Annotated in this window: 22 protein-coding genes and 1 pseudogene; 7 read left to right on the top strand and 16 right to left on the bottom strand. The window is 64.2% G+C overall.

Annotated features, from left to right (window positions below; genetic code table 11):
• The first annotated feature begins 19 nt into the window (after window positions 1–19).
• Window positions 20–928: a ribokinase gene (locus HMI60_RS09520; RefSeq protein ID WP_193591037.1), complete on the top strand. Its 909-nt coding sequence runs from the start codon at window positions 20–22 to the stop codon at window positions 926–928.
• On the opposite strand, the gene HMI60_RS09515 is transcribed toward HMI60_RS09520, so the two are convergent.
• A complete protein-coding gene (locus HMI60_RS09515; RefSeq protein WP_193591036.1) occupies window positions 874–1,935 on the bottom strand; it encodes an SDR family oxidoreductase in 1,062 nt (353 codons plus the stop codon). The two genes, HMI60_RS09520 and HMI60_RS09515, sit on opposite strands and share 55 nt — an antisense overlap.
• Window positions 1,932–2,534, bottom strand: coding sequence for a TetR/AcrR family transcriptional regulator (locus tag HMI60_RS09510; RefSeq protein ID WP_193591035.1), 603 nt, complete (start codon window positions 2,532–2,534; stop codon window positions 1,932–1,934). Before HMI60_RS09510 ends, HMI60_RS09515 begins: the two co-directional genes overlap by 4 nt.
• An 87-nt stretch (window positions 2,535–2,621) precedes the next feature.
• Between HMI60_RS09510 and HMI60_RS09505 the strand changes: the two genes are divergently transcribed.
• The gene (locus HMI60_RS09505) at window positions 2,622–2,888 is read left to right on the top strand and encodes a type II toxin-antitoxin system Phd/YefM family antitoxin (protein ID WP_110505843.1); all 267 of its coding nucleotides are present in this window, start codon (window positions 2,622–2,624) and stop codon (window positions 2,886–2,888) included.
• Complete coding sequence (locus tag HMI60_RS09500; RefSeq protein ID WP_193591034.1) at window positions 2,885–3,277, top strand: type II toxin-antitoxin system VapC family toxin; 393 nt, start codon at window positions 2,885–2,887, stop codon at window positions 3,275–3,277. The genes HMI60_RS09505 and HMI60_RS09500 overlap by 4 nt, the downstream gene beginning before the upstream one ends.
• Before the next feature lie 6 nt (window positions 3,278–3,283).
• On the opposite strand, the gene HMI60_RS09495 is transcribed toward HMI60_RS09500, so the two are convergent.
• The 3 genes from HMI60_RS09495 to HMI60_RS09485 all read right to left on the bottom strand — a co-directional run bounded on the left by HMI60_RS09495 (window position 3,284) and on the right by HMI60_RS09485 (window position 5,746).
• Entirely contained in the window at window positions 3,284–3,568 is a 285-nt protein-coding gene (locus HMI60_RS09495; RefSeq protein ID WP_193591033.1) for an acylphosphatase, read from the bottom strand.
• Between the two features lie 92 nt (window positions 3,569–3,660).
• Window positions 3,661–4,569, bottom strand: coding sequence for a glycosidase (locus tag HMI60_RS09490; RefSeq protein WP_193591032.1), 909 nt, complete (start codon window positions 4,567–4,569; stop codon window positions 3,661–3,663).
• A 145-nt stretch (window positions 4,570–4,714) separates the two neighbouring features.
• Window positions 4,715–5,746, bottom strand: coding sequence for an adenosine deaminase (locus HMI60_RS09485; protein WP_193591031.1), 1,032 nt, complete (start codon window positions 5,744–5,746; stop codon window positions 4,715–4,717).
• Between the two features lie 83 nt (window positions 5,747–5,829).
• On the opposite strand from HMI60_RS09485, the gene HMI60_RS09480 reads away from it, so the two are divergent.
• The 3 genes from HMI60_RS09480 to HMI60_RS09470 are packed head-to-tail and all read left to right on the top strand — an operon-like array spanning window position 5,830 to window position 8,183.
• On the top strand, window positions 5,830–6,744 hold the full coding sequence (locus HMI60_RS09480) for an MSMEG_6728 family protein (protein ID WP_193591030.1): 915 nt from the start codon (window positions 5,830–5,832) through the stop codon (window positions 6,742–6,744).
• Between the two features lie 30 nt (window positions 6,745–6,774).
• Complete coding sequence (locus HMI60_RS09475) at window positions 6,775–7,167, top strand: DUF1622 domain-containing protein (protein WP_018777134.1); 393 nt, start codon at window positions 6,775–6,777, stop codon at window positions 7,165–7,167.
• Window positions 7,164–8,183: an alpha/beta hydrolase gene (locus HMI60_RS09470; RefSeq protein WP_193591029.1), complete on the top strand. Its 1,020-nt coding sequence runs from the start codon at window positions 7,164–7,166 to the stop codon at window positions 8,181–8,183. Before HMI60_RS09475 ends, HMI60_RS09470 begins: the two co-directional genes overlap by 4 nt.
• 110 nt (window positions 8,184–8,293) lie before the next feature.
• Here HMI60_RS09470 and HMI60_RS09465 read toward each other — a convergent pair.
• The 3 genes and pseudogenes from HMI60_RS09465 to HMI60_RS09455 all read right to left on the bottom strand — a co-directional run bounded on the left by HMI60_RS09465 (window position 8,294) and on the right by HMI60_RS09455 (window position 11,825).
• Window positions 8,294–10,734, bottom strand: a pseudogene (locus HMI60_RS09465) (Tex family protein).
• 99 nt (window positions 10,735–10,833) lie between these two features.
• Window positions 10,834–11,268 (bottom strand): CBS domain-containing protein, encoded by a 435-nt coding sequence (locus HMI60_RS09460; protein WP_018777131.1) that lies wholly within the window; start codon window positions 11,266–11,268, stop codon window positions 10,834–10,836.
• Between the two features lie 101 nt (window positions 11,269–11,369).
• Window positions 11,370–11,825: a nucleoside deaminase gene (locus HMI60_RS09455; protein ID WP_026267077.1), complete on the bottom strand. Its 456-nt coding sequence runs from the start codon at window positions 11,823–11,825 to the stop codon at window positions 11,370–11,372.
• 109 nt (window positions 11,826–11,934) lie between these two features.
• On the opposite strand from HMI60_RS09455, the gene HMI60_RS09450 reads away from it, so the two are divergent.
• Window positions 11,935–15,573, top strand: coding sequence for a bifunctional RecB family nuclease/DEAD/DEAH box helicase (locus HMI60_RS09450; RefSeq protein ID WP_193591028.1), 3,639 nt, complete (start codon window positions 11,935–11,937; stop codon window positions 15,571–15,573).
• On the opposite strand, the gene HMI60_RS09445 is transcribed toward HMI60_RS09450, so the two are convergent.
• The 8 genes from HMI60_RS09445 to HMI60_RS09410 form a co-directional block, all read right to left on the bottom strand.
• Window positions 15,560–16,354, bottom strand: a complete 795-nt coding sequence (locus tag HMI60_RS09445; RefSeq protein WP_193591027.1) for a triose-phosphate isomerase family protein — start codon at window positions 16,352–16,354, stop codon at window positions 15,560–15,562. The genes HMI60_RS09450 and HMI60_RS09445 overlap by 14 nt on opposite strands.
• A 17-nt stretch (window positions 16,355–16,371) precedes the next feature.
• Complete coding sequence (locus HMI60_RS09440) at window positions 16,372–17,721, bottom strand: MFS transporter (protein ID WP_018777127.1); 1,350 nt, start codon at window positions 17,719–17,721, stop codon at window positions 16,372–16,374.
• Between the two features lie 155 nt (window positions 17,722–17,876).
• Window positions 17,877–18,641 carry an SDR family NAD(P)-dependent oxidoreductase gene (locus HMI60_RS09435; RefSeq protein WP_018777125.1) on the bottom strand — a complete coding sequence of 255 codons (765 nt, stop codon included), beginning with the start codon at window positions 18,639–18,641 and terminating at the stop codon, window positions 17,877–17,879.
• A 15-nt stretch (window positions 18,642–18,656) separates the two neighbouring features.
• Window positions 18,657–19,655 (bottom strand): 3-hydroxyacyl-CoA dehydrogenase family protein, encoded by a 999-nt coding sequence (locus HMI60_RS09430; RefSeq protein ID WP_018777124.1) that lies wholly within the window; start codon window positions 19,653–19,655, stop codon window positions 18,657–18,659.
• 2 nt (window positions 19,656–19,657) lie between these two features.
• Entirely contained in the window at window positions 19,658–20,140 is a 483-nt protein-coding gene (locus tag HMI60_RS09425) for a ribose-5-phosphate isomerase (RefSeq protein ID WP_039240134.1), read from the bottom strand.
• Entirely contained in the window at window positions 20,137–21,891 is a 1,755-nt protein-coding gene (gene dhaL, locus HMI60_RS09420; protein WP_193591026.1) for a dihydroxyacetone kinase subunit DhaL, read from the bottom strand. Before dhaL ends, HMI60_RS09425 begins: the two co-directional genes overlap by 4 nt.
• The gene (locus HMI60_RS09415) at window positions 21,888–22,895 is read right to left on the bottom strand and encodes a sugar phosphate isomerase/epimerase (RefSeq protein WP_193591025.1); all 1,008 of its coding nucleotides are present in this window, start codon (window positions 22,893–22,895) and stop codon (window positions 21,888–21,890) included. Before HMI60_RS09415 ends, dhaL begins: the two co-directional genes overlap by 4 nt.
• A gap of 230 nt (window positions 22,896–23,125) precedes the next feature.
• On the bottom strand, window positions 23,126–23,824 hold the full coding sequence (locus HMI60_RS09410) for a GntR family transcriptional regulator (RefSeq protein ID WP_193591024.1): 699 nt from the start codon (window positions 23,822–23,824) through the stop codon (window positions 23,126–23,128).
• Between the last annotated feature and the right edge of the window lie 146 nt (window positions 23,825–23,970).

Genomic DNA, 23,970 nt, shown 5'->3' with positions numbered 1-23,970 from the left:
CTTCCAAAAAGGACCTTCCATGAGCACTCCCCTGCACTCTTCCGCGCCCATTTCCAGCTCCACGCTCACGGTGGTGGGCAGCATCAACCTCGACATCACGGCAACGGCCAGCCGGCTGCCCTCCCCCGGTGAAACCGTCGGCGGAGCAGTCCTCCGCCAGCAGCCCGGTGGGAAGGGCGCCAACCAGGCAGTTGCCGCGGCCCGGCTTTCCGGCCGCTCCCGCATGGTGGGGGCCGTTGGCCAGGACGACGCCGGCCGGACACTTCTGGACGCAATGGCCGGTGCCGGCGTCGACATCCACAGCGTTGCCCGCGTGGAAGCGGCGACGGGAACTGCCTTGGTGCTGGTGGACAGCGACGGCGAAAACCAAATTGTGGTGTGCCCCGGCGCCAACGGCTCAGTGGCCTTGGACGGGGTGTCATTCGGCGAAGAAGAAGCCCTGCTGTGCCAGCTCGAAGTGGACCAGGACGTGGTTCTGGAAGCTGCCCGCCGCGCACCGGGATTCTTCGCACTCAACGCCGCACCGGCAGCGCCGATCCTGCCGGAACTCCTGGAGCGCTGCGATCTGGTAATCGTTAACGAAACCGAATACGAGCTGATCCCCGCCCTCAAGAATGCGCCGCTGGTCGCGGTGACCTACGGCGGCGAGGGCTCGGCAATCTTCGTTGACGGCGAACGCGTCGCCGAGGCTCCGGCGGTAAAAGTCAAGGACATCGCCAACACCATCGGCGCGGGCGACGCCTTCTGCGCAGCCCTGGTCCTTGCCTTGCAATCCGGCTTGGACCACAGCCATGCCCTGGCCATAGCCAACGCCGTGGGCGCTGACGCCGTCCGCGATGCCTCGTCCCAGCCCGGCTTGCATTCCTTGGAACACTACATTGAGGCGACGCGCCTGCCTGATGCAGCGGGTTCCGCCGCCACCAAGTAATCCGCCCACCGCTTCAGGGCAGTCTCCACAGGCGGATGATGCAATCCGTGTGCCTCAGCCAAGGCGAGCGCTGCCGCGGTGGGATACCGCTCTTCCGAGAGGAACGACAACGTCTCCGGATCCGCGCCGGTGAGTTTGGGCGGGAGCCTCTTCAGAAGAGCACTGGGGATTCTCAACCACGGGACCCTGACCTTCAGGTGCTTCCCGAGCATGCGCAACAGTTCCGGCAACGGCGGCGTGGCGTCATCGAGAACCCAGTACGAGGCGTTTTCCGCCTCGGATGTGATGGGGACCAGCGCCATGAATGACGCCAGGTAGTCCACAGTCACCACGGGGACGAACGTGCGGTTGTTCCCGGGCAGTGCGGGCAGCTTTCCACGGGAGAGGTCCATGACGCTCGCCGCGAGGCCCAGACCCTGCTGCGACTCGCCGTTGACGGAATCTCCGATCACGGAGGCCGGATTGACCACGGTGAAAGGGACGCCCAGGGAACGCGCTGTCGCTTGCACGACGGCGTCGGACTCCACCTTGGACCCTTCATAGGCGCCCAGGTGTTTGTATTCCCTGGCGCGGCGCGAGTCGTCCCACGGCACCTCGTTCGGGTCCTGGCCGCCCACCCGGTAGCCGGACAGATGGACCAGCCTGGTCAGGGCCGGCAGCTGCGAGGCGAAACGAACCACGCGTTCTGCGCTGGTCACGTTCGCGGAGTAGGCATCGTCGGCCGTCATGCCAAACGCGAACGCACCGGCGACATTGTGGACCTCAGTCACGGTCCGGAATTCGTCCGACCCAGGATCAACACCCAAGCCGGCGTCGTTGAAGTCCACGAGCACGTGCTTTGCGGTGCCGTCGGCATCGTGACGTGCGAGCCAGTCCGCCAGCCGGTGGAAGGAATCCTCGCTGCGCACCGCGGCTGTGACGGTCACCCCCTGGTGCAGGAGTTCCCGCACCAGCCACTGCCCGATGTGGCCCGTGGCTCCGAAAACGAGGGCATGGCGGAGGCTCATGCGCCTGATCCGACCCGGGTTGCTGCCAGCAATGTCTTGAGCGCCCCGGCGGCTGCGTCCATTGGCTGGGTGGACTTGTGGGCGCGGGACAGGATGAGCGAGCCCTCCACCAGGCAAATGATCGATGTCGCCAGGCTATGGGCGTTTCCCTCTTCCACCCCGAACGTGGACAAGTAGCCGGATACGGCCTGGATCCATCCGTCGTAGACGCGGCTGCACGCCTCCCTCAGCGGCTCATTCTCCGATGCCGCGTCCAAGGCGACGGAGGAAACGGGACAACCTGCCTGATAATCGCTGGTTTCCAGGATGTTTTTGAGTTCGGCAATGAGTGCGTCCACTACCGCCGCAGGTGAGGTGGCCGTCGTCGTGGCCTTGCCAATCAGTTCTCCGAAGTGATCGCCGGCCAGCGCCACGGCGGCAACACCGAGCCCCGTCTTTCCTTCGGGGAAATGGAAATAGAGCGAGCCTTTGGGAGCACCGGACCGGGCCAGGACAGTGTTGAGTCCGGTTCCGTGATAGCCGTGAAGTTGGACCAGATCAAGCATGGACTCGACCAAACGCTGCCGGGTTGCGAGTCCCTTGGGGTATGAAGAAGACATATTTAGATAATAGACCAGTCTATATATTATTTCCACAAACAGTCGGGTTAGATACTACAGTTGCTACGATTGCTACGGAGGATCATCATGACAACTATTCCCCACCGGGAACTGCGCAACCAGAGCAGCAAGATTCTGGAACGCGTCAAGAATGGCGAAGTCATCGACGTCACCAATAACGGCCAGGTCGCGGCCACCCTCATTCCGCCATCCGCTTCGCCCTTTGAACGATTGCTCCAAGCAGGAAGCATCCGGCCTGCGATCGAGTCACCCGTGGACTTCCGCCTTGTGGCGCGTGTCAGCAGCGATCTGACCACGGCCGACATCCTGGCTGACCTCCGCGGGGACCGGTGATCGTTTACGCGGACACCTCCGCGATTCTTAAGCTTGTTGTGGATGAGCAGGAATCTGAAGCTCTGGCCGCGCATCTCCAGGGAGTCCGGTTAGCTGGAGGTCACTTGGTGGCTTCCATGATCCTCTACACCGAGCTTCACTGCGCTGCACGCCGACGCAGCCTTCCCTTTGACCAAGTCAACGATGTCCTTGCCGGCCTCAACCTTGTTGATGTCACCCGTTCGGATCTAATGTATGCCTCAGCGCTGCCCAGGCAACTTCGGAGCGCAGACGCCATTCACTTGGCAACCGCCATCAGGCTTCAAGTGGACTCCGTGGTGGCCTATGACCAGGAACTGTGCTTGGCCGCGAAGGAATCCGGGCTCACGACCACGTCGCCCGGAACCTAGCCAGGCCTACCCCACGATCCGGAAGTCGTCGAACTCCCCTGTACCGTCGGAGAGTTCGAAAGCCACCTTCTCAACGCGGCCCGGCGCCTGCGTGGACTGGAGCCACTTCGCGAGGCGGTCAACGTCGGCTGCCGAACCCTCGGCAAGCAACCGGACGGAACCGTCGTGATCATTACGGACTGTCCCAGTCAGCAGGAGTTCGTCGGCCTTCCGCGCAGTCCAGTAGCGGAAGCCCACCCCTTGGACGACGCCGGTGATGCGGGCTGTGAGCCGAACGGTCCCGTCAGTCATGGCTCCACTTTAACCAGATCCGCCCTTGTCCGGCCCGTTCACCGTATAAGGGCGTGCGGGCCTGACAAGGGCGGGATCCGGCAGCAAACAAGCTAGCCGATCACGATGTCGCGCGTTTCGTGGCTGTAGGTGATGGTGACCGTGCCGCCGTCGTGGTTCAACTCGTGGTTGGCGCCGTCACGGACGCCGAACGCACCGTAGTTCTCGTCCCACGAGCGGTTCAGGGCCACTTTGTAGGTGTAGAAACCAGCGGGCAGTTCAGCCGTCAGCGTCCATACCTGGACCAACGGGTTGAACGTCATCTGGGCTTCGTCATACTGCGGCGCCCAATCCTCGGGGGCACCAAGGATCTTGTTGAAGTCCCCGGCAATCGCGACGGCGTCCGGCTGCGGCAACGTCTCGACGGCGGTGGCCGCCTTGCCCTTGCCCGACGCCTTGCGCGTGGTGGCCTTCTTTGCCGCAGGTGCGGCTTTCGCCGCGGCAGCCTTGGTGGCAGTGGCCTTCGGGGCCGACACCCTGGCGGCGGCAACCTTCGGCTCGGCCACGTCGGTGGCCGCTTCCTTGGGTGCGGTCACTTTCTTCGCAGCAGCACGTTTGGTCGCCGCTGCCTTCTTCGCCTGGGGCTTCACCGGCGGCGCGGTGGGAACCGGGACGTCGGCTGGTACCGGCGTTCCGGCGTCGAGCGCTGCTGCAAAAGCTGCAACGTCGCCGAACGCGACCGTCGCACGCAAGCCGTCCTCGGGAATGGTCCAGCCCGAACGTCCCTTGACCAGCCAGCCGGCCTTGACCAACTTGGCCGAGGCGGAGGTGAGCGTCTTGTGGCCGCGCGGAATTCCGCCACTGAGCAGTTCGGCCTCGTGGTCGTTGAAAGGAACGCGCGCAGTCGCTTCGGCCAGCACTTCGCCGGCGTTCAGCGTTGCCCCGGACCATACGCCCTCTGCGAGGATGTCCAGAACGGCCTTCAGACGAAGGTTGGTGTTCTCGGCGGTGTTCGCGCCCATGCTTCTCCTTCTACGGTGGTTATTCCCTTGCAGTTTGCCAATGAATTGTTAATTCCCGCGACTGCAGTTGGTAAACACCGTGTGTCGTGACTGAGTGTGACATCACAATCGCCGCAAGTGATCTACGGGTCTCGGCTGGAGCGGTTCAGGCCCGCGTCACCGATGATTTGACCCACTCTGTGACCTCGTCCAGGAGCTCTGTCTTGCGCGCCTCGCTGGCGAAGGATGACCGGATCGAATTGGCAGCCAAGGTAGCCTGCTCGGGCACCGAGAACTTCAGGACCTCAACCAGCTTCCCGAAGTTATCGTCCACGTACCCGCCAAAGTAGGCGGGGTCGTCCGAGTTGACGCAGACGTTCAGGCCGATCGCCAGCATTTCTGGAAGCGGGTGGTCCTCCAGCTTGTCCACGGCGCGAAGCCGGACATTGGACAGGGGGCAGACCGTCAGTGGCACCTGCTCGGCCACCAGCCGCTGCACCACATCGGTGTCTTCCATGCACCGGATGCCGTGATCGATCCGCTCAACCTGCAACACGTCCAGCGCCTCCGTGATGTAGGAGGCGGGGCCTTCCTCGCCGGCGTGGGCGATCCTTCGCAGCCCGGCCTCGCCTGCGCGCTGGTACAGGCGCTCAAACTTCGACGGCGGATTGCCCACCTCGGCCGAGTCCAGGCCGATGCCAGCAACGGGAGCATGCATGGCAAGGAGCTGGTCGAGCACTTCCAGCGCGGATTCCTCTGACATATCCCGCAGGAAGGCGGCAATGAGGAGGGTGGAGACACCAAAGTCCTCTTCCGATGTTGCCAGGGCCTTGGCCACGCCGTTGACGCAGGTCTCCAAGGCCACACCGCGTGAGATGTGGGCCTGGGGGTCCATCATGATTTCCGCGTGCCGTACTCCTCCGGCGGCGGCGCGCTCCAGGTAGGCGCGGGTCATGTCCGTGAAATCCTGTTCGGTCTGCAGGACGGCCATGTTGGCGTAATAGAGGTCCAGGAAGGACTGCAGGTCGGAGAATTCATACTTCCCGCGGAGTTCTTCGATGTCTTCATAGGGCAGTTCAATGCCATTGCGTTCGGCCAGGGCAAAGATCAGCTCTGGCTGGAGGGTCCCTTCGATGTGCAGGTGCAGTTCGGCAACCGGAGGTGCCGGGGTGGTTGTTTTCTCGCCAATAGTTTCCACCCTGCAACTCTAGGCCCGAACACGGGCACGTGTCCCGGAGCACTCAACTTGGTTCTCACGCCCGGCACCCTCAAACTGAAAGGATGCAGACTTTCCTCCCTTTCGCCGATTTCCGTCAGAGCGCTGCGGCACTCGACACGTCAAGGCTCGGCAAACAGCGCGTCGAAGCACTCCAGGTCCTCCGCGCGTTGGTGATCCCGGAGTACGGTTGGCAGTCCCACCCGGCGGTCCGCATGTGGATGGGCCACGTCCCGGCGCTCACCATGTACGGCCTGGCCATGGCCGACGAATGGATGGAACGCGGTCACCCGGACAACACCCGCACCAACATCGCGGAGTTCGCACCGCAGGCCGCCCACCCGGACTACGCGTCCAGGATCATCATGCCGCCGTGGCTGGGACACGAGGACCTGCACCTCAGCCACCGTTCAAAACTGATCAGCAAGGACCCCAAGCACTACACACAGATCTTCCCGGGTACCGAGGAAAAGCTGGAATACGTGTGGCCGGAGCCCAAGCATGAGTTCCACCCGGAAGATCCCGAAGAGGACAGCCTGTGGATCCTGCGCTCCAACGTTGAGGACCTTCGTCCCGAAGAGCTCACCACCGTCAGCATGCCTCCGCATGGCAAGGCCCGTTCCACGGCGCCGGCAGACCCCGACGAGTACCAGTTCGTCTACGCCGAGGAAAAGTCGCGGCGGCAGGTGAAGGGCCCCAAGAAGCGCCCGGTGAAGCAGCTTGAGAAGAAGCCCACGCGCAAGCGCCAGGCCCAGGAGCAGGCGTTCAACACCCTGCCCGGCAAGACCGAACTGGCCGTCCCGTTCGACGGCGGCCAGACCTTCGCCGTCGGCCTTATCCATGGGCGCCCCATCACCGTGAACGGCCGCTTCGCACGCAACTTCGAGGTCACCAACGTGATCAAACGCTCCGACTTCGACTACCCGGCGCTGTTGCAGGATCCCCGGGTGTTCTTCCCGGTCCCCGCACCCGCGCAGTAGCGGCACGTTTCCACCAACGCAGGGAGGGCCATGGATTTCCAGCACATCATCGAGGCCGTTGGCAGGTACATGGATGCTGCAGGGGTGGCCGTCATGGTGGTTGGAGCTTTGGTTTCCATCCCCATGGCCCTGCGCGGCTACCAGCCGGAACGGGCCAGGGGCTTGGCGCCATTCACCCCATACCGGGCCTACCGGCAGTTGCTGGGCCGCTCCATCCTGTTGGGCCTTGAGCTCCTGGTGGCGGCGGACATCATCCGTACCGTCGCGGTGACGCCAACTTTCGAGAGTGTCGGCGTCCTGGCGATCATCGTGCTCATCCGAACCTTCCTCAGCTTTTCGCTCGAGCTGGAAATAACCGGCCGCTGGCCGTGGCAGAAGGAAAAAAGCCCGGACGCCACCGAGCCGCTACGATCGGATGCATGACGCAGCCGTGGGGACAGGACATTCTTGGCGAAGGCTTTGAACAGCAAACGCTGAAGCTCGACGGCGACGCTGTCGCCACCTTGGTGCGTTACGTCGGTTCCGGTCCGCAATGGCTCGATGCTCCGGAGGGCGTTGGCCTCGACGCAGACGTCCTCTACGTTCATGGCTGGTCCGATTACTTCTTCCAACGCCACCTCGCCGAATTCTGGCACCGGGCCGGGGCGCGCTTCTACGCCCTGGACCTGCATAACTACGGCCGCAGCCTGCGGCCTGGACTGGTACCGGGGTTCGTCACCAACCTCACGGATTACGACGCCGACATCGCGGCCGCCTTGGACGCCATGGGGCGTTCAGGTGCGCCGGGTGAAGACCGTCCACTCATCCTGCTGGGACACTCCACCGGCGGGCTGACACTAAGCCTCTGGGCGCACCGCCATCCCGGTATGGCCTCGGCACTGGTCCTCAACAGCCCGTGGCTGGAGTTCCAGGCCACCGAACTTGGCCGCCGCGCGATTGCGCCGCTTGTGGGTCTGCATGCCCGGCTCCACCCGCTGGCGCCGCTGCCGCCCGTGGATCCGGGAATTTACACCCGTGCAGTCTCAGCAGCCCTCGACGGCGAATGGGACTACAACCTCGACTGGCGCCCCGACCGGGGATTCCCCATCACGCCGGCATTCCTGGACGCTGTGTTCCGCGGCCAGGCAACAGTCGCCGCAGGTCTGGGCATCGACACACCCGTGCTCGTGTTGCTCTCCGACAAGAGCTACCTGCAACCGAAGTGGTCCGCCGATGCGCTCACTGCGGACGTGGCACTGAACGTAGACGCCGTGGCCCACCGTGCCCTTTCCCTGGCGGACACAGTCACAGTGAGCCGGCTGCCGAACGCCTTCCACGACATCTTCCTCTCCCCGGAACCCATCCGCCGGGAAGCGTTTGAGCGCATCGGCCGCTGGCTGCCCATGGCCCTGCAACCGGCCGACGCCATGGAGTGGGAAGCCAGGACAGCGGGCTTGTAGCCCTCGCCCGGTCCCGCCGTTGTTGGCCCGCTGCAGTGGGCCATGCAGCCCGCTGCAGCACGGAGGGTACGCCAGCGAGGGCAGCCCGCGGGGATCCGTAGGCGGCAGGCCTACTTGCCAAGCCCCGCCCGGCGCAAGGCCTCAGCCATGGCGGTGTTGGCCGGAGCTGCTTGGGTCTGCTGGGGTTTGCCCTGTCGCGGGTTGCGTTGTTGCGGGCTGCCCTGGCCTTGCCGCTGGCCCGGCTGACCGCCGCGCTGACCCGACTGGCCGCCGCCCCGCTGGCCCGGCTGACCGCCCGAGTCGCGCCCTCCTGCTGCACGCCCACCCGAGGTGCGGCCACCCGCAGAGCCGGGTTCGTCGTCGAGCCTGAGCGTCAGGGAAATGCGCTTGCGCTCCGGGTCGGCCTCCAGCACCTTGACGCGGACCACTTGGCCGGACTTCACGATTTCGCGCGGATCAGAGACGAACTTGTTGGACAGGGCCGAGACGTGCACCAGACCGTCCTGGTGCACCCCGACATCCACAAAAGCGCCGAACGCGGCAACGTTGGTGACCGTACCTTCCAGGATCATGCCCGGCTTGAGGTCGGAGATCTTCTCGACGCCCTCGGAGAACGACGCCGCCTTGAACGCCGGACGAGGGTCGCGGCCGGGCTTCTCGAGTTCGGACATGATGTCCTTGACCGTCGGCAGGCCGAAGGTACCGTCAACGAACGCCTGCGGATCCAGCGCCGTGGCGGGACCCCCTCCCGCTGCCACGAGGATCTTGCGGGCCACGGAATACGCTTCGGGGTGCACGCTGGAGGCATCCAGAGGCTCCGCTCCCCCGGTGATGCGGAGGAAGCCGGCGCACTGTTCGAACGCCTTGGCCCCCAATCGGGGAACCTTCTTGAGGTCGCTGCGCTTGGCGAACGGGCCGTTCTCGTTCCGGTAGGCCACGATGTTTTCGCTCAGCAACGGCCCGACGCCGGCCACGCGGCTCAGCAACGCAGGCGAGGCGGTGTTCACATCCACGCCCACGGCGTTCACGCAGTCCTCCACCACCGCATCCAAGGACCGGTCCAGCTTCGCGGCAGTGACATCGTGCTGGTACTGGCCCACGCCGATGGACTTTGGCTCGATCTTCACCAGTTCCGCCAAGGGGTCCTGGAGGCGCCGTGCGATGGACACAGCGCCACGTAGCGAAACGTCCATCCCGGGAAGTTCCGAAGCCGCCAAGGCAGATGCTGAATAGACAGAAGCTCCGGCCTCGGAGACAACAAACTTCTGGATCCCCTTGGAGCCGGCAGCTTCAAGGGACTTGATCAGCTCGGTGGCAAGCTTGTCCGTCTCACGGGATGCCGTTCCGTTGCCGATCGCCACGAGTTCCACGTTGTGCTGCTTGGCGAGCCGGCCCAGGGTTGCCAAAGCTTCGTCCCATTTCCTGGCGGGAGCGTGGGGGTAGATCGTGTCCGTGGTGACCACCTTGCCGGTGCCGTCCACCACAGCCACTTTCACACCCGTCCGCAGACCCGGGTCCAGTCCCAGGGTGGCCCGGTTGCCTGCCGGGGCGGCGAGCAGGACGTCGCGAAGGTTGGCCGCGAAGACGCGCACAGCCTCGTCCTCTGCGTCAGCGAACATGCGGCCGCGAAGATCCGTGGTGAGGCGGTCCAGGATCCTGCCACGCCAGGCGAGCTGAGCCGTCTGCATCAGCCATGCATCGGCGGGACGGCCCTGGTTGGCGACGCCCAGGCACTTGGCCACAGCGTTCTCGTACTTGCCCCGGGCGGCGGCCAGGGCGTCGTCGTCGGCCGGGTCTGCTTCGGCGAGATCCAGCTCAAGGACGCCGTCCTTCTCGCCTCGCAGCAGGGCAAGCACGCGGTGCGACGGCATCCCGGACGGCACCTGCGTGAACTCGAAATAGTCCTTGAACTTCTGGCCCTCGGCCTCCATGCCCTTCTTGACGCGGGAGAGACCATGCGGCCTTGCTTCCACAGGCGTTCCCGGAGGTCCTCGGCGAGGTCCGGGTCCTGCCCGACGCGCTCCACCAAAATGGCACGGGCACCGGCGAGCGCCGTGGCGGCGTCCTCGATGGAGTGCTCGCTGTTAAAGTACTTGGCGGCTTCGGCGGCGGGGTCCAGCTGCGGGTTGGCGAGAAGGACGTCGGCCAAGGGCTCGAGACCGGCTTCGCGGGCGATCTGCGCTTTGGTGCGCCGCTTGGATTTGAAGGGAAGGTAGATGTCTTCGAGCCGGGCTTTGGTATCGGCCCCGACGACGGCGGCCTCCAGTTCCGGGGTCAGCTTGCCTTGCGAGGCAATCGCCTCGAGGACGGCCTTGCGGCGTTCTTCCAGCTCACGAAGGTATCTGAGGCGCTCTTCGAGGTCACGCAGCTGGGTGTCATCGAGCGTCCCGGTGACTTCCTTGCGGTAGCGGGCGATGAAGGGGACGGTGGATCCGGCGTCGAGCAGTTCCACCGCGGCCTTGACTTGCCAGGCTTTGACGCCGAGTTCTTCTGCGATTTGTGCGTGGATGGCGGAGTCGGCTGACTGGTGTTGGAGATTTGAAGTCACCATGACAGTTTGCCTCACGAGGGCTTGCCTGTGGGAACGGGCCGCGAGGCGTTCCCGTGGCGGGAGTGCCTCGCGGCAGCTGGCCTTGCCCTCCGGCGTGGTTTAGTGCGCCATGTGCTCCTTGGCGGAGATGTGCTCCACCATTTCGCCGAGGCGCTGCTCGGCGTAGTGGTTGCGGGCAATGTCACCCTGGCTGATGATGCCCACCAGTTTGTGGTCGCTGATGACGGGCAGGCGGCGCACCTGGTGCTCCTCCATCATGGCCACGGCGTCGTCAACGCTGGCATCGGCGTCCACCCAGTAGGGCTTGCCGCCGGCGAGCTCGCTGGCTAGGACTTGCCGGGCGTCCTTGCCCTCGGCCAAACACTTGACCACGATGTCGCGGTCCGTGATGAAGCCGGTGAGCTTGCCGTCATTGCCGCAGATGGGAAGCGAACCGCAGTCCAGGTCCCTCATCAGCACGGCGGCTTCCTGGAGAGTTTTGTCCTCGGCGATGCACTGGGCATTCGTCGTCATGAATTCACGCACGGCACTCATGGGTCCTCCTTCATCGATTGGGATTATCGACGCGGGGCCCTTCGGCTCCAACGCCGATGATGCCAGACTACGCCCGCCAAGTAGCCGTGACCAGACGGATTTCAGTCCTCCGCGATGTCCTCGGCCCAGAGTTCCGGATGCTCATCCTGGAAGGTGCGCATCATGTCCACGCAGCGTTGGTCATCCAGCACAATGACCTCCACGCCGCGTGAGCGCAGGAGTTCGAATTCGCCCGGAAACGTCTCGGCCTCCCCCACCACCACGCGCGGAATCTTGAACTGGATGATGGTCCCGGTGCACATCGCGCACGGGGCAAGGGTGGTGTACAGGGTGGTGTCGCGGTAACTCTTTTGCCGGCCGGCCGCACGCAGTGCCGACATTTCCCCATGCGCAATGGGGTCGCCGTGCTGGACGCGCTCGTTATGCCCGCTTGCTATGACTTCTCCGGCCCTTGCCAAGGCGGCTCCGATGGGGATTCCGCCCTCGTTGAGGCTCTTCTGCGCGGCTTGGTAGGCGGCTTCGAACGCGGGATCTGCCGTGGGCATTGTTTCGGTCATGGGTGCAGTCTAAATCGGAGGGAGGCTACATTGCCGGGCTATATTGTCGGGGCCCGCTGATAGCTTGGCTTGCAAGGGTATTCACAGCAAGGAAGGCAGGTGGCCCGCGGTGTTCTTTCTCGATCCGGAGCCGGCAGGCGCCCCGCAGGATCTGGTCTTCTCGGCCAGCGATCTGGTGATCGCGGCTACCTGCGAGTACCAATTGCTCCGCAAGCTCGACGAAAAACTGGGCCGCACTCCGAAGCCGGATTTCCCTGCCGATGCCATGCTGGAACGCACTGCGGCACTCGGCGACGTCCACGAACACCGGGTTCTGGAGGAATTCGTGGACCGGTTCGGTCAGTGGGACCCGGCCACGGGAACCGGGGTTTACGACGTCGTTCCCGCCACTGCGATGGACCGCGGCACGCTGAGGGCCAAGCATGCGGAATCCCTCGATGCCTTGCGTGCCGGTGCGGATGTCGTTTTCCAGGCCGCCTTCTTTGATGGCACGTTCCACGGTCGATCCGACTTCCTGGTCAAGCGGCCAGGCGGTCAGTATGCAGTGTTCGACACCAAGCTGGCGCGCCACGCCAAAGTCACAGCCCTCCTGCAGCTGGCCGCCTATGGGGACCAACTCATTCAGGCCGGCATCACACCGGACCCCCACGTCACCCTGGTGCTGGGCAACCGGGTCCAGAGCGATCATCCGCTTTCCCAAATCCTGCCCGTGTTCAAGGAACGCCGCGAACGGTTCCTCGGAATGACCGCTGCGCACCGTTCAGGCAGCGAACCGGTTGCCTGGGGCGACCCCCGGTACTCTGCGTGTGGCCGCTGCGACTACTGCGCGGAGCAGGTCCAGCTGCACCGGGACCTGCTCATGGTCGCGGGCATGCGTATCAGCAGACGCAAGAAGTTGATCGAGGACGGCGTCACCACCATCGACCAGCTGGCCGCCCTGCCGGCCACGGGCGATCCCACGCTGCTGCGGCTCCGGGAACAGGCGAGGCTCCAAACGGGAACCGGGACCCCGGACGGCACTGTGGAGTACACGGACGCGTCCGGAGAAGCCAAAGCAATCAGTTACAACGTGCTGACTGACAACACGCTGGGACGCCTCCCGACGCCGGACCCCGGGGACATCTTCTTCGATTTCGAAGGCGACCCCCTGTGGCAGGATCCAGCTACCGGAAAATGGGGCCTGGAATACCTGTTCGGTGTCGTGGAGAACCCTGTTGAGCCCGGCGCATCTCCGGTGTTCCGTCCCTTCTGGGCGCACTCCCGGACGGAGGAAGGCCAGGCGTTCGTGGACTTCCTGGAATACGTCGCCAAGCGCCGCGCACAATATCCGGGCATGCATATCTACCACTACGCTGCTTATGAAAAAACTGCACTGCGTAATCTTTCCTTGACACATGTGGTGGGTGAAACCGCCGTCGACGACCTCCTGCGCGAAGGCGTCCTCGTGGACCTTTACGACACCGTCCGGCACAGTATCCGGATTTCCTCGAACTCCTACAGCATCAAGAAACTTGAGCCCTTGTACATGGGCCAGCACCTCCGCTCCGGTGACGTGACCGACGCTGGCGCGTCCGTGGTGGCCTATGCGGATTTCTGTACGGCCCGGGACACCGGACAGGCTGCCGTAGCCGCTGAGATCCTGGAAGGTATCCGGGACTACAACGAGTACGACTGCCTCTCCACGCTGGAACTGCGCAACTGGTTGCTTGCGCGGGCGGCGGAACGCTCAATCACTCCCGGATCGTTCCGCGACGAGACCGGTGACACGCAGCCAGGGAACCCGAAAGACCGGGACGCGAACAGGTACGAGGCCGCACCCGAAGAGACGGCACTGTTCGACTACCTCGCCGGGCTCCCGGAGGCCGAACGAGCCACTCCGGATGCCCTGGCCATCCGCATTGTCGCAGCGGGTGTCGGCTACCACCGGCGTGAAGACAAGCAGCATTGGTGGGGCCACTTCGATCGTCTTGAGAAACCCACCTCCCAATGGGACGACGCCCGTGACTTGTTCATCGTGGACCATGCCGAGTTGCTGCAGGACTGGGCCAGGCCAACGCCCCGCAGCAACCCGGTCCGGATCGTCAAACTGCTTGGACGTTCCGGTGACGGTGCGGGGTTGGATCCGGGCAAGAGCTACTTCAGGATGTACGGCCCCCCGCTGCCGGAGGCCCTGTCAGCGAAGGAATCATCAGTTCTTGGCCGCGCCGGCTGGAGCAACACGAAGGTCACCGAAGTGGGCGAAGACGGGGACTTCGAGTCAGTCATCATCGCCGAAAGCCTCCGCAAGGACTCCACGGAGTTCACCCAACTGCCCATGGCCTTGACCCCTGACAGCCCCATTCCGACGAACGGTCAGAGGGCAGCGCTGGCAGCTTTGGCCACCAAGCTCCGGGACGGGTTGCCCGCATGGCCCAAGGACGCGGCGCTGGATCTGGTCCGCCGGCAACCACCCAGGCTGCGCAGCCTCGACGCGCTGCCCGCTGTTGGGTCCGGGCCCGACGGATACATTGACGCAATTACCGCCGCAGTGAAGGACCTTGACCATTCCTACCTGGCGGTCCAGGGCCCTCCGGGGAGTGGGAAAACCTACGTTGGCGCGCACGTCTTGGCCCGGCTCGTGGCCGAGGGCTGGAAGGTCGGCGTCGTGGCACAATCACACGCCGTGGTCGAGCACATGCTGTGTGCCGCCGTGGAGAAGGCCGGGGTGGACCCGATGCGGGTGGCCAAAGAGGTCAAACACAACGACCCCGTGCCGTGGAACGGGTGCGGGAAGGCCGACGTGGCGGAGGCGTTGTCCATGCCCGGCGGTGCCCTGATCGGCGGCACAGCCTGGGCCATGGTGGGCAAGGAGGTCCCTGCGGGAGCCCTGGACCTGCTGGTCATCGACGAAGCAGGCCAGTTCTCCCTGGCCAATACCATGGCCGTCAGCCGGGCAACCAAGCGGCTCCTCCTGCTGGGTGATCCCCAGCAGCTCCCGCAGGTCACCCAGGGGACGCACCCTGAGCCCGTTGACGAGTCAGCACTGGGCTGGTTATCCGACGGATACAACACACTGCCGGCTGAGCTTGGCTACTTCCTGGCGCTGTCATGGCGCATGCATCCGGATCTGTGCAGTGCCGTGTCCGAGCTCTCGTACGACTCCCGGCTGGAAGCGGCACCCGCAGCCTCAGAGCGCTGGCTGGAAGGTGCCGGCCCGGGAATTTCGACCGTCTACGTCCACCACACCGGGAACTCGACATCCTCAGCCGAGGAAGCGGCGGAAGTCCTCCGGCAAGTGCAGGCCCACCTCGGCCTGACATGGCACGACCCCTCCCAATCCCCGAAAAGCCCATCCCCGGAGGGCCGTGCTTTGGAGGGCCGTGCCCTGGAGGTCCGTGCCCTGGACGAGAGCGACATCCTGGTGGTCGCGCCCTACAACGCGCAGGTACAGCTCATCAAGCATGAACTCCACGCTGCCGGCCTGATTAAGGTCCGGGTAGGGACAGTGGACAAATTCCAAGGCCAGGAAGCTCCCGTGGTCATCGTGTCCATGGCTGCATCCGCCGCCGGAGAAGTCCCTCGCGGCATGGAGTTCCTGCTCTCACGCAACCGGATCAACGTGGCGGTCTCCCGCGGACAGTGGCGGGCCGTCGTCGTGCGTTCTCCCGAACTGACCAACTACCTGCCGACACATCCGGAAGGACTGGAAAACCTGGGCGGCTTCGTGGCCCTCTGCCAGCGGAGTTTTTGTACACTTACTGCCCTTTAGAGGGCGACTTAAGGGCGTCTGCTGTACAAAAACTCAGGGCCTCATCCAGGACACGGCCAAAGTTCGCGGCGTCGTGCGCGAAGCGGCCAAGGAAGAGGCCGGAAACACCCGTAACTCGGGGCAGGAGGCCGGGTTTCGCCGAGCCCCCGTAGATCACGGGAAGGCCCTGCAAAGCGTGCTGCGCCAAAGCCTCGCGCAAGGCGCCGACCACCAGGGAAACGTATTCGGCCGAGGCCGGTTCGGGAGCGCCAATGGCCCACACCGGCTCATACGCAATCACGAGCCGGGCAGCCACGGCCCAGTCGCCGGAAACAGCCGCCTTGATCTGGTGGAAGACAATCTCTGCTGCGGCCTCCGGCGCGCAGGCCTCGGTCTCGCCCACGCACAGCAGCGGAGTAAGGCCGGACCCGACGGCGGCGCCCACTTTCAGGGCCACCACCGCATCGTCTTCGGCAAAGTGCCGGCGGCGTTCGGCGTGCCCGATTTCCACCAGGCCAACGCCAAGCTCAGCGAGCATCGACGGCGCTACCTCACCAGTCCAGGGCCCGTCGGACCAACCACAGTTCTGCGCGCCGAGGACCAGCGACGAGTCAGCCACCAGCGCAGCCGCCGCAGGGAGGACCGGGAACGAGGGGATGACAAACGGGACTACCCGCCCGGCCGCGAGGGCCGGACGGGCGTCCACTTCTGCCACCAACTGCTCCAGCCACGCGAGGCTGCGGGCGTACCCCATGTACATCTTGGTACTGACTCCGATGTACAGGGCGTCCTGAGAGGTCATGGCTGCTGCGTTCATTACTACTTGTCCAGCAGCTCGTCGGCCTTGTTGGAGAAGACACGGGTGCCGAACATCATCACCGCGGCCAGGAAGGGCAGGACCCCGAGGGCGTAAACACCCATGGTCCCCGTGTCCGAGGCCGTCATCTGGTTGACTGAGGTGCGCAGGATCGGTGCGACGAAACCGCCCAGGTTACCCAGGGAGTTGATGAGGCCGATGCCTGCAGCTGCAGCCGTTCCGGTGAGGAACGCCGTCGGGTATGACCATGCGATCGGACCGATCGCCAGGAAGCTGCACACCGCCAGGGTGATAAAGATGATGCCGAGGACCGGCTGGTGGTTGGCGCCGGCCCAGGCGGAACCGAAGATGCACAGACCTGTGGAGACGAACAAAGCCGTGCCCCAGCGGCGCCGGCGGAGGACCGTGTTGGCTGCCTTCCCGATGAAGAAGCAGGCAAAGATGCCAAAGAACCATGGGATGGCGGTCAGCAGTCCGACGGCGAGCCCTACCTTTTGTCCTGTCAGCTGGGACACCTGTTGGGGAAGGTAGAACGTGACACCGTACACCGCGATCTGCAGGCAGAAGTAGATGACGGTGAAGTACCAGACCTTGCCATTCTTCATCGAAGCCATGACGCCGCGGGGGCCGGATTCTTCCTTCACGGTGTCTTCCAGCGCCATGACATCGGTCAGGGCCACCTTTTCTTCCTTGCTCAGGAACTTGGCATCCTGGGGGCTGTTGATGAGGAAGAAGAAGGCAGCAATACCTGCCAGGACAGCGAGCATGCCTTCGACGAAGAACATCACCTGCCACCCGGCAACCCCCGGAACCTGGTCACCAATGTTGATGAGCCAGCCCGAGAGCGGGGCGCCGATCATCTGCGAGAACGGCTGGGCAAGGTAGAAGATGGCGAACATCTTCACACGGACCTTGTTGGGGAACCATGCGGCGAGGAACATGATGACGCCGGGGAACAGCCCGGCTTCAGTCACGCCCAGCAGGAACCGGAGGATGATGAACGAGGTTTCACCCTGCACGAACGCGAAGCAAGCGGACACTATGCCCCACGTGACCGCAATGCGTGCAAGCCACATTTTCGCGCCGAACTTGGTCAGCAGCAGGTTGCTGGGGATTTCAAACAGGGCGTAGCCGATGAAGAAAATACCGGCACCCAGGGCGTAGGCCCCGGCGGTGATGCCCTTGTCCACACCGAGTGCCGCTTCGGCGAAGCCCACGTTGGTGCGGTCAAGGAAAGCTACTACGTACAGGATGACCAACATGGGCATCAGCCGGAATGAAGCCTTGGATATGGCCGATTTCAGGACCGGCGAATCCAGCAATTCCTTGGTGGAACTCGAGGCAACAGACATCGAAACTCCTCTTTGAGTAGTCAATTGGGGGGGAGATAACCTCAGTGCGCTATCAGCGCGGGAAGAAAATGAGCACCAGGCCCACGACGCAGACGACGACGCCCACGGCAAGGTAGATCTTTCTTTCTCGGGTCCAGGTCTTCATCGGCGAAGGCCTAGTGCATGTACAGTCCGCCATCCACATTCAGCGTCTGGCCGGAGATGTATCCGGAGTCCTCGCTGATGAGGAAGGCGATGGCGGCGGCGATGTCACGGGTGGAGCCCACGCGGTTCACCACGAGGTCCTTGGTGAGTTCATCTTTGCGCTCCTGGCTCAACGTGCCACCCATGATGTCGGTGTCGATGGGCCCGGGTGAGATGGCGTTCACGGTGATGTCGTATTCCCCCAGCTCGCGTGCGGTAGCACGGGTCAGTCCGATAACGCCCGCCTTGGCCACGGAGTACGGGGTCTTGGAGAACGTGCCGCCGCCACGCTGGGCGGAAACCGATGAAATGTTGACGATTCGTCCGATGCGGTTCTTCACCATGGACTCGGCAACGCGGCGGGTGGCGTAGTGGACGCCGTTGAGGTTGATGTTCAGCACGCGGTCCCACTCGGCCGGCTCGAGTTCGAGGTAGCCGATGGGCGAGCTGACGCCGGCAACGTTGGCCAGTGCCACGATCTGGGGCAGTTCAGCCTCAAGCTCGTCAATGGCTGCACGTACTTCGGATTCGCTGGCAACGTTGGCGCCTACGCCGTGGGCCTGGACACCGTATTCGGCGGCGATCTCCTTGGCGGCAGCCTTGCAGGCGGCGTCATCGAGGTCGATGATGCCGATGTTCCAGCCCTGCGCGGCGAGGTAGTTGACGGTGGCGCGGCCGATGCCGCGCTCGGAAACAGCACCCGTGACGATTGCGGTGCGTTCTGCGGGGAAAGTCATGTGGTTTCTCCTGGATTAGTTGATCGGGGCCGGGCCAAGCTCTTCAATGAGCTTCTGCATGGCGACGTAGGCCTTGTTGCGGTAGGCGATCAGTTCCGGGGTGCGTTCTGCCGGAACATTGAGGAAGCCCGCACCGGTCTTGGTGCCGAGCTTGCCGGCCTCCACCAAGTCGGAGAGGATCTTCGGCGTCGCGAAGCGCTCCGGGAATCCGGTCTGCAGCGACTTGTAGCAGAAGTTGTAGACATCCAAGCCGGCCATGTCCGCAATGGCGAACGGACCGAAGAAGGGCAAACGGAAGCCAAACGTCGTGCGCACCAGCGTGTCGACGTCGTCGGCTGTTGCGATTCCCTGCTCCACCAGCTGTGCCGCCTCGTGGAACAGCGCGTACTGCAGGCGGTTGAGGACAAAGCCGGTGACGTCCTTCACGACGGCGGTCTGCTTGCCGGCCGCGTGGACGAGGTCACGCGAAGCGGACACCGTTGCCGCGGAAGTACCTGCGTGGGGAATGACCTCCACGCCGGGAATGAACGGTGACGGGTTGGAGAAGTGGACGCCCAGGAAACGCTCCGGGTTTGTCACGGCCTCGGCCAGCGCCGCAATGGAAATCGTTGAGGTGTTGGAGCCGATCACTGCATCCGGACGGGCTGCGGCGCTGATCCGTGCGAGCGTTTGGTGCTTGATCTCCAGCACCTCGGGAACGCATTCTTCGATGAAGTCGGCGTCGGCAACAGCTTCCTCGATGTCCTTGGCAGCCCACAGGTTCTGCTTGAGGATCTCCGTGGAGCCTTCAGGGAAAAGGCCGTCCGCGATGAACTGCTCGGACTCCACCAGGAGGCGGTCGTAGTTCTTCTGCGCAACTTCGGCGGACACGTCAGCCAGCGCAACGCGTGCTCCACCGAGTGCCAGGACCTGCGCGATTCCGCCGCCCATGTAGCCGGAGCCAACGACGGCGATCTTCCGGGCTGCGTTGTTTACAGCGGCTTCAGTGGTTTGAGTGCCTTCGGAAACGGTCATGATCAGACTGCCTTTGTGTAGTCGGGCTCGTACGAGCAAATGGCGTCCACCTTGGCGGCGGAGGATGAGTTTTCGTCAAAACGGTGGCTGAGCCACTCTCCGACCAGCTTCTTGGCCAGTTCAAGGCCAATCACCCGCTGGCCGAGGGTGAGGACCTGTGCGTTGTTGCTCAGGACTGAACGTTCCACGGAGTAGCTGTCGTGCGCGGTGACTGCGCGGATGCCGGGCACCTTGTTGGCCGCGATGGCCACACCCAGTCCCGTTCCGCAGATCAGCAGTGCCCGGTCCGCTTCGCCTTCTGCCACCTTGCGGGCAGCGTCGACGGCCACGTGCGGGTAGGCAGTGGAATCGTTGGGACCCACGCCGACGTCGGTCACTGACGCAACACGCGGGTCAGCTTCCAACAGGGCCAGGAGGGCGTTCTTGTATTCCACTCCGGCTTCATCGTTGCCGACGATGATGCGCCAGCCTGGTGTGTTGCTCATTCTGATGCTCCGTTTCCGGCCGCTGTGGAGGGAGCCGCGGCGGCCAGTTGTGAATCGATGTGGTGGGAGATCCTTGCGGCGATCAGGCCGAAGGACACTGCACCGGGATCAGGGTGGCCGATGCTCTTCTCGGCGAGGGGACGTGCGCGGCCCTTGAGCGGCCGGAGGTCAGCGGTATTGGCGGCAGCGGACTCGGCCGCTGCAGCGGCGACTGCCAGTGCGCGGTCAACGGGAGCTCCGCCGTCGAGCTCTGCAAGGAAGGCGTCCCGGAACGGCAGGAGGGCATCCACCATGGTCTTGTCACCGGGGTCGGCCTTGCCGAGTTCGGTGATGGCGCTGGTGAAGGCTTCCACCGCAGCAGCGGCATCCTTGGAACTGTAGGACTCCCGGTTTCCGAGCGACAACCCGGCTGCGATGACTGCCGAACCCCACAGCGCCCCCGAAGTGCCACCGGCCCGCTCACTCCACGCCTCGCCGGCGCTGGCAAGAATCCGCGCAACGGAAGAACCGCTCGCAGCTTCTCCGGCCTGCGCGGCGGCATCCACGCCGCGGCGCATGCCGATACCGTGGTCGCCGTCGCCGGCGATTGCGTCCAGCTTGCCGAGCTCCTCTTCATGCTCGACGACGACGTCCCGCACCTGGGCGAGGACCGCAATGGCCTGCCGCCCGAGTTCGGCGGCAGCCGGGGTGGGCTGTTCGATGTCGGCGGTTTCGGCGTAGTCGATGGCCGCGGCCGCGCGGGCTGCGCGCGGTGCCATGCTGCCCTTTCGGAAGGCGGGAGTGTCAGCGGGTGCTGCCCAATACTGTTCGAGTTCCTCGTCCAGCCACAGCAGCGTCAGCGAGAGTCCGGACATGTCCAGGCTGGTCACCAGCTCGCCGCATTCAGGTTCAACGACCGTCAGTCCTGCGGCACTGAGCAGTTTTTCGATCTTCCCGAACAGCAGGAAAAGTTCGTCGTATTTGACGGTGCCCAGTCCGTTGACGATCGCTACGACGCGGTCCCCTGCGTCCTCCGGCTTGTCGGCCAGCAGCTTAGACACCAGGAGATCGGCGAGCTCGGAGGCCGTGGGCATGGGGTGCTCGGAGATGCCGGGTTCGCCGTGGATCCCCAGGCCGAGGGACATCTGGCCGGCAGGGACATGGAACAGCGGATCCGTGGCTCCCGGGAGCGTGCAACCGTCGAACGCCACACCGAGGGAACGTGTGCGGTAGTTGGTCTTGATGGCCAAACGCTCGACGTCGTCGAGGTTCAGTCCTGCTTCTGCGGCGGCGCCGGCGATTTTGAAGACCGTGAGGTCCCCTGCAATGCCGCGGCGCTTTTCGATCTGCTCAATAGGCGCACTGGCGATGTCGTCGGTGACGGTGACCGTGCGGGTTTCGATTCCCTCGGCGTTAAGCCGCAGCTGGGCCTGGCCGAAGTGGAGGACGTCGCCGGCGTAGTTTCCGTAGCTGAGGAGGACTCCCCCGCCCGCATTTGCAGCCTTGGCCACGCGGTAGACCTGGCCGGCCGCCGGGGAGGCGAACATGTTGCCGCACGCCGAACCAGCCGCAAGGCCGGGTCCGACGAGTCCTGCGAAGGCCGGGTAATGCCCGGAACCTCCACCAACCACCAGCGCCACCTGGCCGGCGGGTACTTCGGTGGAGCGCACCACTCCGCCGTCCACCCTGGCTACGTAGCCGCGGTTGGCAGCGACGAAACCGTCTAGGGCTTCGTCGGCGAAGTCTGCCGGGTTGTCAAAGATCTGTGTCATTTCGCGGCTCCTGCCAACGCTGCCACGGGTTGCTGCCGTCCCTGGGCGACCTGGCTCGTTCCCAGCGCATAGCCATCGGACTTCGGGAGGACGTGCCGGCGGAGGTAGTCCTGGTTGCTCGCGGTCACGCTGAGGCCGTCTCCGCCGTAGTGCTCAGTGCAGAGGATGCCCTGGAAGCCCACCGAAAGCGCCACTTTGAAGGCCTCGCGGTAGTTGATGAGTCCGCTTTCCATCGGGGCAGGCATGGTGATGTAGCTGTCGCGGGCTACGTCTTCGTCGCGGATGTAGTTCTTCATGTGCCAGTAGTTGGAGTACGGGAGGGTCTTGGCCACCATTTCCCGCCAGTCCTCAATGGGCCTGTGGAGGCGGATCAGGTTGCCAAGGTCCGGGTTCAGGCCAACGTTGTCCAGGCCGATGTCCTGGACCAGCTGAACGGAAGAGTCGGAGGTGCCCAGGTAGGTGTCCTCATACATTTCCAAGGAGAGCAGGATGCCGGCCTCTGCTGCGTGCTTTCCGAGTTCCCGGATACGGGAGACCGCGTTGCCCCATGCTTCCTTGTCCCCGACCGGATCCTTGTAGCCCTCCACGGTCCAGAACCAGAGTTGTTTCTGCTGCTCGGCAGTGATGGCCTGGTGGAGTCCGATGGAGACAACTTCGCAACCGAGCTCTGCGGCGGCGTCGATGGTGCGGTGGCTGTAGGCGAGGTTGTCGGCCCAGTCCGTGCTGTGGATGACGCTGCGACGAATTGCTGAGATCACCGGCATCCCGATGCCCACATGGTCCGCGGTCTGCTTGAACTCGGCGAGGCGGTCCGTGCTGAGGTTTCCCGGACGGACCCAGCTGTCGGTCAGGTCGGCGTTCGCGAACCCTGCTTCCTTCACTTCCTGAAGGACTTCGGCCCAGACGGAAGCATCGGCGTCGTTGATGTCCCGGCCCGTGCTGTCGGTGCCCGGGAACTGCAGGAGGGCCGCTGTAATGGGCCAATTCTCGGCGGTATACGCCATGATGATCACTCCTTCGTGGAATCCTGTTTCCTATAGGATTTACGAACAGAGAGGAACTGTCAAGCCTTTTCGGAAACTTCCTAGATCCTATATGTCATACATATGTCTGTGAAGGGGGTCACAGGAGCTGGTGGCGGGGCGCGCGGGTCTCTGCGGGCATGCGCGTGCGGTCAGCGGGCAAGTCCATGCCCGAACCAGACGCGGGCGGTTAGTCCGCCGGCGTGGGCCGGTTAGTCTGCCGGCGCGTCCGCGATCGCCCGGCCGCGCACCTTTTCCACGTGCTCGGTCATTTTCTGCGCGGCTTTCTCCGGGTCGCCGCTCATCATCGCATCCAGCACGGCCTGGTGCTCGGAGATTGCCTGCTCAGCATCCGTGATGCCCACTCCCCCGAACAGCCTGAAGCGCTGAATCTGTCCACCCAGGGTGTTATAGGCCGCCAAGAGGAACTGGTTGCTGGCCTGGGCCGCGATGAGCTGGTGGAATCGCTCGTCCGCTTCGAGATAGTTGCGGTATTCAGCGAACGTCCCGCCCCTGGGAGCTGTCTTCAAGTCCTCCACAGCCTGCTTCAGTGCTTCCAAGCCCTCCGGGGTCATGCGGGCACACGCCAGGCGGGCGTTGACGGGCTCAATTGAGAGCCGGGCTTCCATCAGTTCGGCGAAGTCTTCGCGGGTGAACACCGGCGCCACCCGGTAACCCTTCAGCGCGACACGACGCACCATCCCCGTATGCTCCAAGCGGGCCAGCGCCTCACGCACCGGCGTCGGCGAAACGTCCAGTTCCCGCGCCATTCCGTCGATGCTGACGGCAGCTCCGGGCTCCAACCGGCCGTCCATGAGCCATTCGAGCAAAGCTTCATACACGTGGTCGGCCAGGACTTGGCGACTGACAGGAAAGCCGCGGCGGGCGACTGCCGGCGAAGGTTGAGACATGCCACAAATCCTATAGGAACGCGGACCCATGGCCGATAGGGAGACGTCGTCACATTGCGCTGGATGCCGGTAGTTACAGGTGACCGGTACTTAAGGCACGACGCCGGCAACGCACCACTGGAAACGAGTGGTGAGTGCCGGCGTCG

Origin of the sequence: Paenarthrobacter sp. YJN-D, assembly GCF_015040335.1 — a bacterium.
GTDB lineage: Bacteria > Actinomycetota > Actinomycetes > Actinomycetales > Micrococcaceae > Arthrobacter > Arthrobacter nicotinovorans.
Note: the sequence above shows the minus strand (reverse complement) of the source record. Positions and strands in the feature narration are given on the sequence as shown.